The organism is Dokdonia sp. MED134 (assembly GCF_000152925.2).
In the GTDB taxonomy this organism is placed as follows: Bacteria; Bacteroidota; Bacteroidia; order Flavobacteriales; family Flavobacteriaceae; genus Dokdonia.
This window is the reverse complement of sequence record NZ_CP009301.1, coordinates 869,930-885,765: the sequence shown is the minus strand read 5'-3', so window position 1 is coordinate 885,765 and position 15,836 is coordinate 869,930. Positions and strand designations below refer to the sequence as shown.

Genomic DNA, 15,836 nt, shown 5'->3' with positions numbered 1-15,836 from the left:
AATCGGGTTAACAAGTAAATTTTTGGTACTTAATTAATCAAAATAGTGATAAATAGCTGGTAAAATCTATTTTTATTAAGAATATGATATTTGTCAAGGGGTTTAGTTATTCCCGCCCTTTTTTATAAGAGGAGACACATTTGGTTTATTTTTGGTTGGTTTGTCAGTATTTGCTCTTTCTAGCGCTGCCTTTTGATTACGTTCTATTAATGACTCTCTTTGTTTTGTGCTTTCATCATCAGAAGATTCAGTACCGTATTGTGGTTTGTTTTCCTCTCTGTTCTGCAAGGTGCCTTCATCTATATCAGAGTTTTCTGAAAGTGGAGGTTTCTCGCCATCATCTGGTGTGCTAAAGAAACCTTCATCTATTTCTGGAAGAGGTATTCCCTGTATCTTTGTAAGTGTAAAAGGTGCCTCACCTTTAAAAATATCTTCTTTACTAAGAAGTCGCTCATCGCCACGCCAGTTAAACCCTTCAAAGGTTTGTGGCTCGTCTAAAAATTGAGACTCAGGAAAAATATTCCCGCCAGGACTCTTTATTTTATTAATCTCATCTATGGTGTTCTCAAAGAAAGTAATCTCTATTCTTGCAGATTTGCCCCTATCTATCCCTGTGAGATCTCCATTATCTTCACGCATATACATTATGGTCTCAGCATTGTTTATAATATCTACCTGTTTAAGTGCATTTTCATCATCAAAAAAGCCATAAAGTTTCTGGCCCTTAATCTGATTGAAACCAGAGATAGTATCCTTTTGAGCAATAAAAGCGTTATTAAAAACTTTAAGCGAATCTATTTTTTCTGTCTCTGTATTGCTTATGAGGTGTATGCTATCACCCGTGATTTGGCTTTCTTCACTCCATAAGATAGGTTTGCGAATCATTTGCGTAAGTCCCGTACGCTGGTTGCTGTGTAGTGAGTCACTCTTACCACTCATATTACTCTTATAGAGTTTTACATTTTTAAAAGCTCTGAGTATACGATTATCTGGCTTACCTGTAAGTAGCAGTTTATCGCCGTGTACATATACAGAGTCATTATCTTCTACAGTAATAGCAACGGCTCTTTGCGTTATAAGTACGGAGTCTTTGGCTCTATAAACCTCTGCATAATGCCCTTTTACTAGACTTCTATTAAGCGTGTCAAGTACTTTTATGTTGTTAGTAGCACTTGCAAAATTGCGATTTCTATCAAAATAAAGACTATCCCCATATACTTGCCTGTTATCATAATCTATACGAGAGTTTTTTACAAAATAGCCATAATCATTTGCGGTATCATAAAACCCACGTTCACAATACACCTTAGAAGTCTTACTTGTAATCGTTGTGGGGCCATATAGATAAGCGTGCTCTGGCACACTATAAAAATCTAGTTGCTCACTGTTTATAGTATACTCAGGGTTTTTTACCACCACATCGCTTATAAATGAAATTTTATCTTGCTCTATATAATAACGACCTACACGGCTTGTAATCTTACTATTAGGGGAGGTTACAACACCACCAGTTCTGTAATATGCCTGCTGAGTGGTACGGTTAAAATACATTGTATCTGTAGTGACGGTGGTCGTATCCTTTTTTAGAAATACGTCACCAGCGGCATAGGCAAATTTTGTTTTACCATTATACTCGATGTATTTGCTACGCATAGAGACAGAGTCGCCTTGTTTGAGTCTTACATTTCGGTAAGCTTTTACAAAGTTTTCTTCTTTGTAAAAAAAGGCAAGATCACACCACATCTCTGCACCTTCGTGCTCTATGTAAACTTGCTCGTTATTGTTTTTCTGTAAAAGGATTGCCCCAGGAAACTCCTCTTCATTTATACGCTCTATGGGAGATTCTATATAGATGAGCTTTGAGGGTTGTTCTTGCGCTTTCGCGAAAGCGGAAAAAAATATAATCCCAGCTAGTAAGATGTAGTACTTGTAGTTCATTAATTCCAAAAATAATCAAATTGCTAGCCTTAACCGTTAGCGCTTTATCAAAAAATAGATTGTAAAGATTAAAACGTTGCTATAAGTCAAAGCGTATGTAGCAATGTGTTTATATATAAAAAGAGCCTTCAGATATAATTCTGAAGGCTCTTTACGTATTGTAGATACTTACTATCTAAGGATAGTTTGTGTTCTATCTGGTCCTACAGATACTATCTTGATAGGAGTCTCTAGCTCTTTTTCTAGATAGTCTATATAGTCATTAAGCTCTTTAGGTAGTTGGTCTGCCTTAGTCATACCTGTAAGGTCTTCAGACCATCCTGGCATTTCTTTATATACAACTTCTACGTTTTCTGGCTCTATGTTATATGGAAGGTGCTCAATAGTCTCTCCTTTATATTTATAAGCCGTACATACTTTTAAGGTTTTAAAACCAGAAAGCACATCACCTTTCATCATCATAAGTTGTGTTACACCATTAACGCGCACAGCATATTTAAGTGCTACTAGATCGAGCCATCCACAACGACGCGCTCTACCCGTAGTTGCTCCAAACTCGTTACCTACACGTCCCATAGTCTCACCATCCTCATCAAAAAGTTCTGTAGGAAATGGTCCAGAGCCTACACGTGTTGTGTATGCTTTAAATATCCCGAATACTTCACCTATTTGATTAGGAGGAACTCCAAGACCGGTACAAGCACCAGCCGCAGTCGTGTTTGAAGAAGTTACAAAAGGATATGTACCAAAATCAATATCTAGAAGTGATCCTTGTGCTCCCTCTGCAAGTATAGATTTACCGCCTTTTTGAGCTTGGTATAGGTACTCTTCTGAGTCTATAAATTGTAAGGTCTTAAGCGTCTTTATTGCTGCAAAAAATTCTGATTCTAGTTCTTCTAGATCGTACTCAATTTTTGCATCATAAAAGTCTATCATAGAGATATGCTTATCTCTAAGAGTTGCATAACGATCTTTCCAGTCTGCAAGTTCTAGATCACCTACACGTATACCGTTACGACCTGTTTTATCCATATAAGTAGGTCCTATTCCTTTAAGAGTAGATCCTATTTTTGCTTTTCCCTTTGAGGCTTCAGAAGCAGCATCAAGTAAGCGGTGGGTAGGAAGTATAAGGTGAGCTTTACGCGAGATTACCATTTTTGCTTTATAATCAAGACCTTCAAACTTGTCTAAGTTTTGTAGCTCTTTCTTAAAAATCACTGGATCTATTACCACACCATTGCCTATGACATTCATAGCGTTGTCGTGAAAAATTCCAGAAGGAATCGTATGTAGTACGTGTTTTATACCATCAAACTCAAGTGTGTGACCAGCGTTAGGTCCTCCTTGAAAACGTGCAATGATATCGTAGTCTTTTGTAAGGACATCTACAATTTTTCCTTTTCCTTCGTCGCCCCATTGGAGGCCTAGTAGTAAATCTACTGCCATTGTTATATTAGTTAGTCGTGTTTTTCTTTCCGTAAAAGTATAGGGAGTGCTTGTCTATAGTAATATCAAAAACCTCTTCTATGGTTTTTTTTATAGACTGTATGCGAGGGTCACAAAATTCTATAACCTCTCCAGTATCTGTAAGAATTACGTGATCGTGCTGCTTGTCAAAATATGATTTCTCATACTGCGCTTGGTTGTTACCAAACTGGTGCTTACGCACAAGTCCACATTCTAATAAAAGTTCTATAGTGTTATATAGTGTTGCACGGCTCACACGATAGTTCTTATTTTTCATACTAATGTAAAGCGCTTCTATATCAAAGTGCTCTTCATTGCTGTATATTTCGTGTAGTATGGCAAAACGCTCTGGCGTCTTGCGGTGGCCTTTTTCTTCTAGATAGGCTGTAAAAACGCCTTTTACAACGTCTTGATCCTTATTGATAGTAGCTTTTAGTGGCATCGTTTATAATAAAGGACGAATTTACGGATTTAAACTCTAGTCACTTGATCGATACCATCTATTTTTTTGAGATTTTCTATTAAGGTTTTCAACAATGCATTGTTTCTTACAACAACGGTTATTTTACCCTTAAAAATACCTCCTTGTGTGGTAAAGCTCAGGCCTTTTATATCTACATTAAGATGGTTTGATATCTCTGCTGTAACTGTATTTACTAGACCAAGATTATCTATCCCTGTAAGTACGATATCTGTTTGATAACCCGTGTCTGATGAGTCTACCCACTTTGCTTTTATAATTCTATAGGCGTAGTTGCTACGCATAGCAATAGCATTAGGGCAGTTATTTTTATGAACCTTTATGCCATCTTTTATAGTAGTAAACCCAAAAACTGGATCACCCGGTATAGGGCTACAGCACTTTGCAAATGTGTAATCTAGCTTTTGATCTTCAGGTCCAAAAACAAGAGAGTCAAAATTATTTGTAATCTCATCTTTGTGTATATCTGGCGGAGTGTTAGGTTTTCTGATCTTACTTTTAATAAAACTCATTAAGGCATTGCTGCGTTGTGCTGCAAACTCTTTAATCATTTTATTATCAATCGTTCCATTACCTACACGGTAAAAGAGGTCTAAGCTTGTATTGAGTTTAAAGTAAGAAACGAGCTCATTTATAGTTTTTTCGTTAAGCGGGATTTTTTGTGACTTTAGTTTTCTGGAGAGTATCGCCTTCCCATCATCTGCTAGTTCTTTTTTCTCGTCTTTGAGTGAAGATTTTATTTTTGCTCTCGCTCTAGCCGTAGTTGCATAGTCTAACCAGTTGTTTGTAGGCTGCGCAGACTCAGAAGTAATAATCTCAACTTGATCACCACTTTTAAGTGTATGACTAAGTGGTACTAGCTTTCCATTTACTCTTGAGCCACGTGTATGCAAGCCTACCTCAGTATGAACACTAAAAGCAAAATCAAGAGGGGTAGCGCCTTTAGGTAAAGATTTAAGATCACCTTGTGGGGTAAATACAAAAATCTCTTTGTTGTAAAGGTTGAGTTTAAAGTTTTCTACAAAGTCTACCGCATTTTGGTCCGGATTTTCTAGTGCTTCTTGAAGTCTGTTTATCCACTCATCTAGGCTTGATTCTCCTTCTTTACCTTCCTTATATTTATAGTGTGCCGCATATCCTTTTTCGGCAATTTCATTCATACGGTCAGAGCGTATTTGTACTTCTACCCATCTACCTTTAAGCCCCATAACAGTAATGTGTAAGGCCTCATATCCCGTAGATTTTGGTGAAGAAATCCAGTCGCGTAGTCTCGTAGGGTTAGGTCTAAAGTGATCTGTAACAATAGAGTAAATTTTCCAAGCAAGGAACTTTTCATTTGCCTTATCGCTTTTATAGATAATACGTATCGCAAACTTGTCATAAACCTCCTCAAAGGTAACTCCTTGAGCAAGAATTTTACGTCGTATGCTATATATAGATTTTGGTCTACCTTTTATCTCATAATTAAGACCTTCTTCATCAAGAGAGTCTTCTATAACTTTTTTAAAGTCTTTGATATATTGATCTTGCTGCGCTTTGCTTTCTGTGATTTTACTCGCAATATCTTTATATACATCTGGTTCTGTATATTTAAGACTAAGGTCTTCGAGCTCAGTCTTGATATTATACAAGCCCATTCTGTGCGCAAGTGGAGCGTAGATGTAGAGTGTCTCGCTGGCAATTTTAGATTGCTTATCTGCACGCATAGCATCCATTGTTTGCATATTGTGCAATCTGTCTGCTATTTTAATAATGATCACACGCGGATCATCATTAATAGTGAGGAGCATTTTTCTAAAGTTTTCTGCTTGCAGCGATACGTCCCTATCCTTTTTAAGACTTGATATTTTTGTAAGGCCATCTACAATACGGGCAACCGTCTCGCCAAACATTTGTTCAAGATCTGCAAGGGTGTACTCTGTATCTTCTACCACATCGTGTAGTAGTGCACTCGCTATAGAGGTGGCATCAAGTCCTATCTCACTTGCAACTATTTGAGCCACAGCAAGTGGGTGAAAGATGTAAGCCTCACCAGACTTGCGGCGTTGCGATTTATGCGCATCTACCGCCACCTCAAACGCTTTTCTTATCATCTTCTTGTCCTCATCGGTCAAGGTTTGATAACTTATGCGCAAGAGCTTTTTGTACTGTCTTGTCAGCTCTTTGTTTTCTGCTTCTATAAATTCTGCGGTTAACTCCATATGATATACTAAAAGTACCAAATTCTCTTTTATGAACAACACATTTTTACGACATCTTGAGTAGTTTTAAAAATTGCAGATAATTTGATAATTCTTCAAAAAGTGTCTTTTTCCGCTTTCGCGAAAGCGTAACAATAATACCACATCACCTACTTATAAATGACAGCATACTGAGCGAGTATAATTATTATCTTCGCCGTAATAAAAAACATTATATGAGCATATTTTTTATCCTAGTTGGATTAGTACTGTTAGTAGTGGGAGGGGAGTTTTTGGTACGAGCATCTGTGGGGTTATCTTTTAAACTGAACCTGTCTAAAATGGTGATAGGGCTTACAGTTGTATCATTTGCAACCTCTGCTCCAGAACTACTGGTAAGCGTGCAGGCAGCTCTAGAAGGTAGTTCTGATATGGCCTTAGGTAATGTTATTGGGTCTAATATTGCAAACATAGGGCTTGTGCTAGGTATAACGGCAGTAATATCTGCCCTGGCCATAGACCGAGATTTTTACAGATTTAACTGGCCGGTGATGGTGCTATTCTCACTTGCGCTTTACTTCTTACTTTCTAACGATGGTAAGCTTACAGCAGTAGAGGGTGGTGGTCTACTTGCGGCGCTGGGTGTGTACTTGTTTTTCTTAATACGTCGCGCTCGTAAAAGTAGAGAAGAAGATGCAGATGGTGTAGATGAGGGGCTAGGGCAGGCGTCTTATTTTAAAATATTTATATGGTTAATTATAGGTGCACTTGCGCTATATTTTGGGTCAGAATGGCTAGTCTCTGGAGCAAAAGATCTTGCTACGGCTGTAGGTGTTAGTGAGTATGCAATCTCTGTTACCGTGATTGCCATAGGTACGAGTGTGCCAGAACTTGCGGCTTCTGTCATCGCAGCGCTCAAAAAGGAAAAAGCAATCTCATTAGGTAATCTTATAGGTTCTAATATTTTTAATATTGCATCTGTTCTTGGGATTACATCTTTAATAAGAGATATTGAGGTCACAAGTGATGCTATATTAGGGACTAATATTTACTGGATGCTAGGCTTTGCAATTGCACTCTTACCACTAGCATTTATACCAAAAACATTACAAATAGGTCGTTTTAAGGGCTTATTTCTTGTAGGTGCCTATATCTTATTTATTGCGCTTGCATTTGCGGCTTAGTTTCTTGACCTCGTTTATAAAATAAATATCTAGGCTTCTCAATTATTTAATTGCAAGGAATGTACGTTGTCTTCTATAGGCAATTTTAAGTCATCGTATACTGTCTATAGATATAGATAAAACTCCTTGTTTTATTATATAAGACGTGTTTACGCTTTCGCGAAAGCGCAAAAAAAAAATGCCCAACCTAAGTTGAGCATTTTTCACAATATAATTAAATCAGAATTAAACCTTTGCTGTTTTTACAGTCTCGATAATACGACCTGCTACTCTGTATGGATCTGCGTTTGAAGCTGGACGACGGTCTTCTAGCCATCCTTTCCATCCTTGCTCTACAGTGATAATAGGAATACGTATAGATGCTCCTCTATCTGATACTCCGTAAGAGAAGTCATTTATAGATGCAGTCTCGTGATCTCCTGTAAGGCGTTGCTCATTGTGAGCTCCGTATGCTTCTATATGTTCTTTTGTAAATGGACGGAAAGCCTCACATATTGTATTGTAAGTCTCTTCAGATCCACACGTTCTCAATGTTGTATTTGAGAAGTTTGCGTGCATTCCAGAACCGTTCCAGTCTCCTTTTATTGGTTTTGGGTGGTAATCTATGTACCATCCGTACTGCTCAGTAAGACGGTCTAGTAGGTAACGAGCAATCCAGATCTCATCTCCTGCTTTTTTTGCTCCTTTTGCAAAAAGTTGGAATTCCCACTGTCCAGAAGCAACCTCTTGGTTAATTCCTTCAAAGTTAAGACCAGCTTCTATACAAAGATCTGCGTGCTCTTCTACAAAGTCACGACCGTGAGTGTTTTTACCACCTACAGAACAGTAGTACATACCTTGTGGTCCAGGGTATCCACCTATAGGAAATCCTAATGGTAGTTGTGTAGCTGTATCCATAATGAAATACTCTTGCTCAAAACCGAACCAGAAGTCATTATCGTTATCATCTATTTTTGCTCTATGATTTGACTCGTGCGGAGTACCATCTGCACTTAAAACCTCAGTCATTACTAAAAATCCATTTGTACGTTGTGGATCTGGGTAAATTGCAACTGGCTTTAAAAGACAGTCTGATGCTCCTCCAGAAGCTTGTTTTGTAGAAGAACCATCAAAAGACCATACTGGACAATCTTCTAGTTTACCACTAAAGTCATTTACAACCTTAGTTTTACTTCTCATATTTTGTGTCGGTGCATACCCGTCTAACCAAATGTATTCTAATTTTGACTTGCTCATAATAGCATTAATGTTTTGAGTTAACGAGGGCAAAGATAAAATAATTTTGAAATGCAGTGCTATTTATAGGGTTGATTTATTAAAAATTACACCATCTTATTAACAACCCCTTAAATTTTAGGGGGTGTGTAAAAAAAGAGACATATTTTTGTAAATCCCTTATATTTGCAATGCTTTTAAGGTCTCAAATGGTTGAATCTGTAAACTCTTTGTCTAATGCAGAAGAGTAAATCTTAATAGTATGAACAATTTAAATAAACACGATAGTGACCTATATTAATGAGAACCACTATCATATAGTCATAAAAAGTTATGTCAAAATTACGTTTCCAAGCACTACACGATGTACAACATAGACCTGCAGTTACTTTTGAATCACTAGGACGACCATCGTCTTTATATAAGTCTAGTGTCTTTGGAGAGCAGGCTATGCGACAGTATTTATCAAAATCCACATTTGATAGTGTACAAACGGCTATACGTAAAGGAGATAATATAGATCGCATCACTGCAGATGCTATAGCGACGGGTATGAAATCTTGGGCGCTAGAAAAAGGAGCAACTCATTACACACACTGGTTTCAACCGCTTACTGGTGCTACTGCAGAGAAGCACGATGCTTTTTTTGAAGTTACACCAGAGGGGCACGTCATAGATAAATTTGATGGTGCACAGCTTGCACAGCAAGAACCAGATGCCTCAAGTTTTCCTCACGGAGGAATACGCAATACTTTTGAAGCACGTGGTTATACAGCCTGGGACCCTACGTCGCCCGCATTTATATATGATAACACACTTTGTATACCTACAGTTTTTGTAGCTTATACTGGAGAGGCGCTGGATTTTAAGACTCCGCTACTCAAAGCACTTAATGTAATAGATGAGGCCGCAACAGATGTTGCTCGCTATTTTAATAAAAATGTAAATAAGGTAACTGCCACATTAGGCTGGGAGCAAGAGTTTTTTCTTGTAGATGCATCACTTGCCGCTGCGAGACCAGACTTAACACTTACTGGGAGAACCCTTCTAGGTCACGCCGCGGCAAAAGGACAGCAGCTGGATGATCATTACTTTGGTTCTATTCCTATTCGTGTGCTAGCATACTTAAAAGAGCTAGAGCAAGAATGTCTACTGCTAGGTATCCCTGTAAAAACAAGACATAATGAGGTAGCGCCTAATCAGTTTGAGATGGCTCCGGTATATGAAGAGGCAAATCTGGCGGTAGATCATAATGCCTTACTTATGGATATTATGCAAAAGGTCGCACAGCGTCACCATTTTAAAGTCCTCTTTCACGAGAAACCATTTGATGGTATAAACGGTAGTGGTAAACATAATAACTGGTCGCTAGCTACAGATACGGGTGTCAACCTTTTAAGCCCAGGTAGCACACCTATGAAGAATTTACAGTTTTTAACCTTTTTTGTAAATACCATAAAAGCTGTCTATGAGCACGAGGCACTACTACGAGCATCTATTGCTAGTGCGGGTAATGATTACAGACTGGGAGCAAACGAGGCGCCACCGGCAATCATCTCTGTCTTTATAGGTTCACAACTTACTAGAGTACTAGACGAACTAGAAAAGGTAACAGATGGAAAACTCTCTCCACAAGAGAAAACAGAACTTAAACTCAATGTTATAGGTAAAATACCGGAGATTTTACTTGACAATACAGATCGCAACCGTACCTCACCTTTTGCTTTTACAGGTAATAAGTTTGAGTTTAGAGCAGTAGGAGCTACTGCAAACTGTGCAAACCCTATGACAGTTCTTAATGCTATAGTAGCACAACAGCTTATAGCTTTCAAGAAAGAAGTAGATACTCTGGTAGATACTAAGGATATGAAAAAGGATGATGCCATCTTTAATGTACTGCGCGAGTATATTAAGGACAGCAAGAAGATACGATTTGAAGGTGACGGGTATGGTGACTCTTGGGAAAAGGAAGCAAAAAAACGCAAGCTTAGCAACAACAGGACAACAGTCGATGCTTTAAAGGCTAGAGTGAGCAAAGCTAGTGTAGCGCTTTTTGACTCACTACAGATTATGAATACGGTAGAAATACAGGCGCGTTATGAGATAGAGCTCGAGGAGTATGTAAAACGCATACAGATAGAGAGCCGTGTTCTTGGAGATGTAGCGCGTAATCATATTATCCCTACAGCCTTGCGGTATCAAAATGTACTTATAGATAATGTACAAGGACTTAAAAGTATTTATGGAGAAGAGTTTTCCGCTTTCGCGAAAGCGCAAACATCCATCATAAAAGCCCTATCAGATCACATTGCGAGTGTTAATACACTTATTACAGAAATGATTGATGTACGTAAAAAATCTAATGGTCTTGAGTTAGAGAAAAAAGCAGCTGACTATGCCGATAAAGTAAAGCCTTATTTTGAACTTATTAGGAAACAATGTGATAAGCTAGAATTACTTGTAGAAGACGATTTGTGGCCTTTACCAAAATATAGAGAGCTTCTTTTTGTAAATTAAGTATAGTTTTCTGTAAGATTTTTCAATTATTTTTTGAAATTATTTCTCGGTGATAAGCTTTGTGTTTTTGAGACTTAGCCTATCTACTGAGTTTTTGGTGTGCTTGTAAATGAGTAATTTACACTTAGTCGAAAACATTGCATTTTATAATCATATATTATAAAATCACTCTTAACTTGCACATATACTCTTACCTATATTTCCCTCTTTGAGTATTCTTCCCCCGTAGTATTAAGTTTTGGCTTTCACATTTTGATGATGATGACGTTTTTGTTGTTGGCCTATATTGACGTGTTTTTATTAACCATTTATATATTAATCAATAACTTTTTTATTATGAAAAGAATTCTAATGAGCGCTGCTGCACTTGCTATTTGTTCTGTTGCTTTTGGACAGAATACTAGTACAGTAAGCCAGACGGGAACAACAAACGGACAACTTACCTTACAATTAGGAAGTAACACATCTACAATTACACAAGATGGATTAAACTCAGGTGCTACGGCTGGAGGAGATAGTAACGTGGCAGGAGTACTGCAAGTAGGAGCTAGTACATCTACTATATCTCAACTAGGAGATCGTAACCTAGCTGGGGTTGCTCAGTTTGGGTTAGGTAACAGTGCAAATATTGATCAAGGTGTAGGTTTTTCTGAAGATAACGTTGCTGGAACACTACAAATAGGAAACGGTAATACCGCTTCACAAAAGCAGCGTTATGATAATAATACCGCAGGAATACTTCAAGTAGGAGATGATAACACGGCAACACAAGACCAGTCTACATTAACAAACGGCGCTATGGGTAGTACTGCTACTATAGATCAAGATGGTGATGATAATACAGGTACACAAGTACAGAGAGGAGAAGAAAACTTAGCAACTCTTGAGCAATTTGGAGATAATAACGCAAGTACAGAAAACCAGACAGGTGATCTTAATAGATCTAAAGTGGTTCAGAATGGGAATGATAACACGTCTGACGTAGATCAGTTGGGAATCAATAATAGTTCAGATATCGCTCAGAATGGAGACCGTAATGACGCTTCTTCTGATCAAATGGGTGATAACAACATTAATGGGATGACTCAAAATGGAGTAGACAATAAAGCATATAATGTTCAAACTGGTGATGATAACCAGAGCTATTCTTTACAATTTGGTGATCGTAATGATGCAGAAACTATTCAGGAAGGAGATGGTAACCTAGCAGATACATTCCAATCTGGAAACGATAACGATTCATATACTCGTCAAAGAGGAAACGACAATGATTCTGATGTAAATCAAATAGGAAATGACAACGATTCAAGAGTTATCCAAGGCGGTGGTTTTGGAGATCGTAATGATGCTATTGTAAATCAAAATGGGGATGATAACAAATCTGTTGTTCGTCAGTTTCAAGATGACAATGTTGCCACTGTAGATCAAAATGGAAACGATAATGATTCTAATATATTGCAAGTTGGAAACTTTAATAATGCAGATGTAGATCAGGACGGAAATGAGAACGAAGCTCGTGTAGATCAACTAGGTGATATGAATACTTCTCAAACTATTCAAACAGGAGATGATAACGATTCTGATATTGATCAACAAGGAGATAATAATAGAGCTGGAATCTTTCAAAGTGGTTACTTTAATCCTACCGTAGTAAGTAATAACAACATAGGTTCTGTTTCTCAAACGGGGGATAGAAACAATAGCAGGTCTTGGCAACAGGGGGATTTTAATGAGGCTAGTACAGTTGTAGTTGGTGATGATAACCTCGCAATAACCATACAAACGGGTAATAATAATGATTTAAGTATTACTCAGACTGGTAATCGTAACAACACGTATGGTCTTTACTTTGGTGTTCAGCAGATTGGTGATAATAACTCTGCTACTGTTGATCAAATGGGAGATGATAACGATGCAGGTATCATATCAATAGGAGATGACAACGAAGGTGTTATTTCTCAAACTGGAAACCGTAACACTGCAAATGGGTTGACAACTCCTTACTCTCACGGAATACAACAGACTGGAGACGAAAACTTTGCTCAGATAGTTCAAGATGGTGATGACAATACTGCAAGTGCAACTCAAACTGGAGACAGCAATGACTCTGAGACACTTCAAGTAGGTGACTTCAATACTGCAGCAACGGTTCAATTAGGAAATGACAACATTTCTATTATAGATCAAAATGGCGATAGTAATACAGCCACTACAACTCAAACAGGAGATGATAACGGTTCATTTGTAGGTCAGTTTGGAGTAGATAATACCTCTACGGTTACCCAAACAGGAGATGACAATGGGTCTATTGTGCTTCAAGCTGGTGGTTTCTTTGGTGGTAATACTTCTACTGTGACCCAAACTGGAGATAGTAACTTATCTATCGTAGGTCAATTAGGAAGTATGAATATCTCTACAGTTACACAAATGGGTATGTCTAATCTTTCTGCAGTAGGTCAAGCAGGGTTTGGAAATACATCTACAGTAATGCAAGATGGAACTGCAAATGCTCAGATCACTGGCCAGTTAGGAGTTGGTAACACAGCTACTACTACTCAGGTGGGAACAGGTAACGCTTCTATAACATTACAAGCTGGGTTCTAATAAATGATAATCGCATACTGCGTGGGTATGCGCAGTATACCCTTAGAATCTCCGTACCCAACTACATAATTATTTCATAATAATTATATGAATGGATAAAGCACCGCCTCGCGGTGCTTTTTTCATTTAAGCTGGAAAGCCTAGCTAAGAATTTATATTGTTTATACACGCTTTCTCGAAAGCGTAATTCATTACAGGGTACTTTAGGGTAGGTCCATAGACTTAGAGCATATGTGATGATTAATAAAATAAGTGCTATAAGTAAGGTAATAACTTACTATTTGTCACTTGTGTGAAGTGAATTTTTAACTTGTAACTATTTGATTTTGAATAAAAACAAACAGTTATATCTGTAAGAATTATCTTAATCTCATTAGACCGTGTTTATTAAAGGGTATTTGCCCCTTCTTTGTGAGACCCTGTTTTTACTGGTGGTTTAAAGATTTAAGTTATACAGTAAGCTTCCCTTTGTCGAAAACTTAGGTTTCGATGTTGACTAAGACAACAATTTGCATAATTTAGCACTGTATTACAAAACGATCTTCCCCCACGTAATATAACTCCCCCGTAATAAAAGTATTGGTATAGCGCACATTATAGATGATGCTGTTGACGCGTATGGCCATTATTAAACTGTATTTATTAACCATTTATATATTTTTTAATTAAACCTTTTTATTATGAAAAAATTATTATTAAGTGCTGCGGCACTCGCATTTTGCACTGTAGGTTTTGCACAAAACAATGACAGTGATGTAGATCAAAGAGGAACACTTAACACATCTGGAGTTCTTCAAGTAGGAGGAAACAACACCTCTGTAGTTGACCAAGATGGTAGAAACAACGCGGCTGGTGGAGATTCTAACAGTGCTCTTGTAGTGCAGTTAGGAAACCGTAACGCATCAGATGTATCTTCACAGGGTGATCGTAATACAGCTGGTGTATTACAAGTAGGTAATCGTAACGGCGCTACGATAGACCAGGGAGTTGGATATGCAGAAGACAATGTTGCTTCTACAGTCCAGTTAGGAAACAGAAACACTGCTTCACAAAAGCAACGTTATGATAATAACCAGGCGTTTATAAACTCTAATGGTAATCGCAACACGGCTATGCAAGATCAATCTAGTATGAGTGAAAATGCTCCTGGAAACTTTGCAGACATAGATCAAGATGGAAACCGTAATATGGCATCTCAAACGCAAAGAGGAGAGGCAAATATGGCATTCATTACCCAAGATGGAAACCGCAATGATGCTACTCAGACTCAAACTGGAGATATGAACTCTGCAACTAGTACTCAAACAGGTAACCGTAACACTTCTTTAGAAAGTCAAGATGGAGACTTAAACGTTTCTATTAATACACAGTTAGGAGATGATAATATGACAGATCACGCACAGAAAGGTGATTCTAACTTTGCATCTACTACTCAAACTGGAACTTTTAATGACAGTAGTATTGATCAAGATGGTACAGGTAACGGTGCTATTACAGCTCAGTTAGGTACAGCAAATGATTCTGACGTAGAGCAGGATGGAACAGGTAACGGTTCTTTTGTAGCGCAGGCTGGTGTAGGTAACATTTCTGACGTAAAGCAGGATGGAACAACAAACGGATCTTTAGTATTACAATTAGGAGTTGCAAATAATTCTGATGTTGATCAAGTAGGAACTTCTAATGGATCTTTTGTAGCACAATTAGGAGCTGCAAACAGTTCTATAGTATCACAAGATGGAGCTGGAAACGGATCTGCAGTATTACAAGCAGGAGCTCTTAATAACTCAACAGTGAGTCAAGTAGGAGGTCTTAATGGATCACTAGTAGCACAAGCAGGTGTTGCAAACGGTTCTCTAGTAGCACAAGCTGGTATTGGAAACGGATCTACTGTTGCTCAAACAGGTTTTGGTAATGGTTCTATAGTAGGGCAGTTAGGTCTTGGAAATGGTTCTTCAGTTACTCAAACAGGAGCGCTTAACGGATCATTAGTAGGTCAAGCTGGTGGGTTTAATACATCTACAGTAGATCAGAACGGTATTCTTAATGGATCTGCAGTTGGACAATTAGGAGTTGGAAACACTTCAAATGTTGATCAAGATGGTTTCTTAAACGGTCAAGTAACTGGACAGTTAGGAACTGGTCACAACGCAGATACTAAGCAATTAGGAGCTGGAAACGGATCTATTACACTTCAAGCTGGATTCTAAGAAATAATATTTCTTAAGACACAAATAATCACTACATTTAAGA

9 protein-coding genes are annotated in these 15,836 nt (G+C 37.9%); 4 read left to right on the top strand and 5 right to left on the bottom strand.

Annotated features, from left to right (window positions below; all coding sequences use genetic code 11):
* Positions 1-102: 102 nt before the first annotated feature.
* From MED134_RS03860 to MED134_RS03845, 4 genes are all read right to left on the bottom strand, one after another.
* Positions 103-1,938: an OstA-like protein gene (locus MED134_RS03860; RefSeq protein WP_021778674.1), complete on the bottom strand. Its 1,836-nt coding sequence runs from the start codon at positions 1,936-1,938 to the stop codon at positions 103-105.
* A gap of 171 nt (positions 1,939-2,109) precedes the next feature.
* Positions 2,110-3,384, bottom strand: a complete 1,275-nt coding sequence (locus tag MED134_RS03855) for an adenylosuccinate synthase (RefSeq protein WP_021778675.1) — start codon at positions 3,382-3,384, stop codon at positions 2,110-2,112.
* Positions 3,385-3,391: 7 nt separating this feature from the next.
* Complete coding sequence (locus MED134_RS03850) at positions 3,392-3,847, bottom strand: Fur family transcriptional regulator (protein WP_021778676.1); 456 nt, start codon at positions 3,845-3,847, stop codon at positions 3,392-3,394.
* Between the two features lie 29 nt (positions 3,848-3,876).
* Positions 3,877-6,087: a RelA/SpoT family protein gene (locus MED134_RS03845; protein ID WP_021778677.1), complete on the bottom strand. Its 2,211-nt coding sequence runs from the start codon at positions 6,085-6,087 to the stop codon at positions 3,877-3,879.
* Between the two features lie 215 nt (positions 6,088-6,302).
* Between MED134_RS03845 and MED134_RS03840 the strand changes: the two genes are divergently transcribed.
* A complete protein-coding gene (locus tag MED134_RS03840; RefSeq protein WP_021778678.1) occupies positions 6,303-7,250 on the top strand; it encodes a calcium/sodium antiporter in 948 nt (315 codons plus the stop codon).
* Between the two features lie 225 nt (positions 7,251-7,475).
* On the opposite strand, the gene MED134_RS03835 is transcribed toward MED134_RS03840, so the two are convergent.
* On the bottom strand, positions 7,476-8,486 hold the full coding sequence (locus tag MED134_RS03835) for a glutamine synthetase beta-grasp domain-containing protein (protein ID WP_021778679.1): 1,011 nt from the start codon (positions 8,484-8,486) through the stop codon (positions 7,476-7,478).
* A 312-nt stretch (positions 8,487-8,798) separates the two neighbouring features.
* Here MED134_RS03835 and MED134_RS03830 point away from each other — a divergent pair, with 312 nt between their 5' ends.
* The 3 genes from MED134_RS03830 (at position 8,799) to MED134_RS03820 (ending at position 15,793) form a co-directional block, all read left to right on the top strand.
* Positions 8,799-10,982 carry a glutamine synthetase III gene (locus tag MED134_RS03830; RefSeq protein ID WP_021778680.1) on the top strand — a complete coding sequence of 728 codons (2,184 nt, stop codon included), beginning with the start codon at positions 8,799-8,801 and terminating at the stop codon, positions 10,980-10,982.
* Positions 10,983-11,318: 336 nt separating this feature from the next.
* A complete protein-coding gene (locus MED134_RS03825; protein WP_158407699.1) occupies positions 11,319-13,586 on the top strand; it encodes a beta strand repeat-containing protein in 2,268 nt (755 codons plus the stop codon).
* A 680-nt stretch (positions 13,587-14,266) separates the two neighbouring features.
* Positions 14,267-15,793 carry a hypothetical protein gene (locus MED134_RS03820; protein ID WP_021778682.1) on the top strand — a complete coding sequence of 509 codons (1,527 nt, stop codon included), beginning with the start codon at positions 14,267-14,269 and terminating at the stop codon, positions 15,791-15,793.
* Positions 15,794-15,836: the final 43 nt, after the last annotated feature.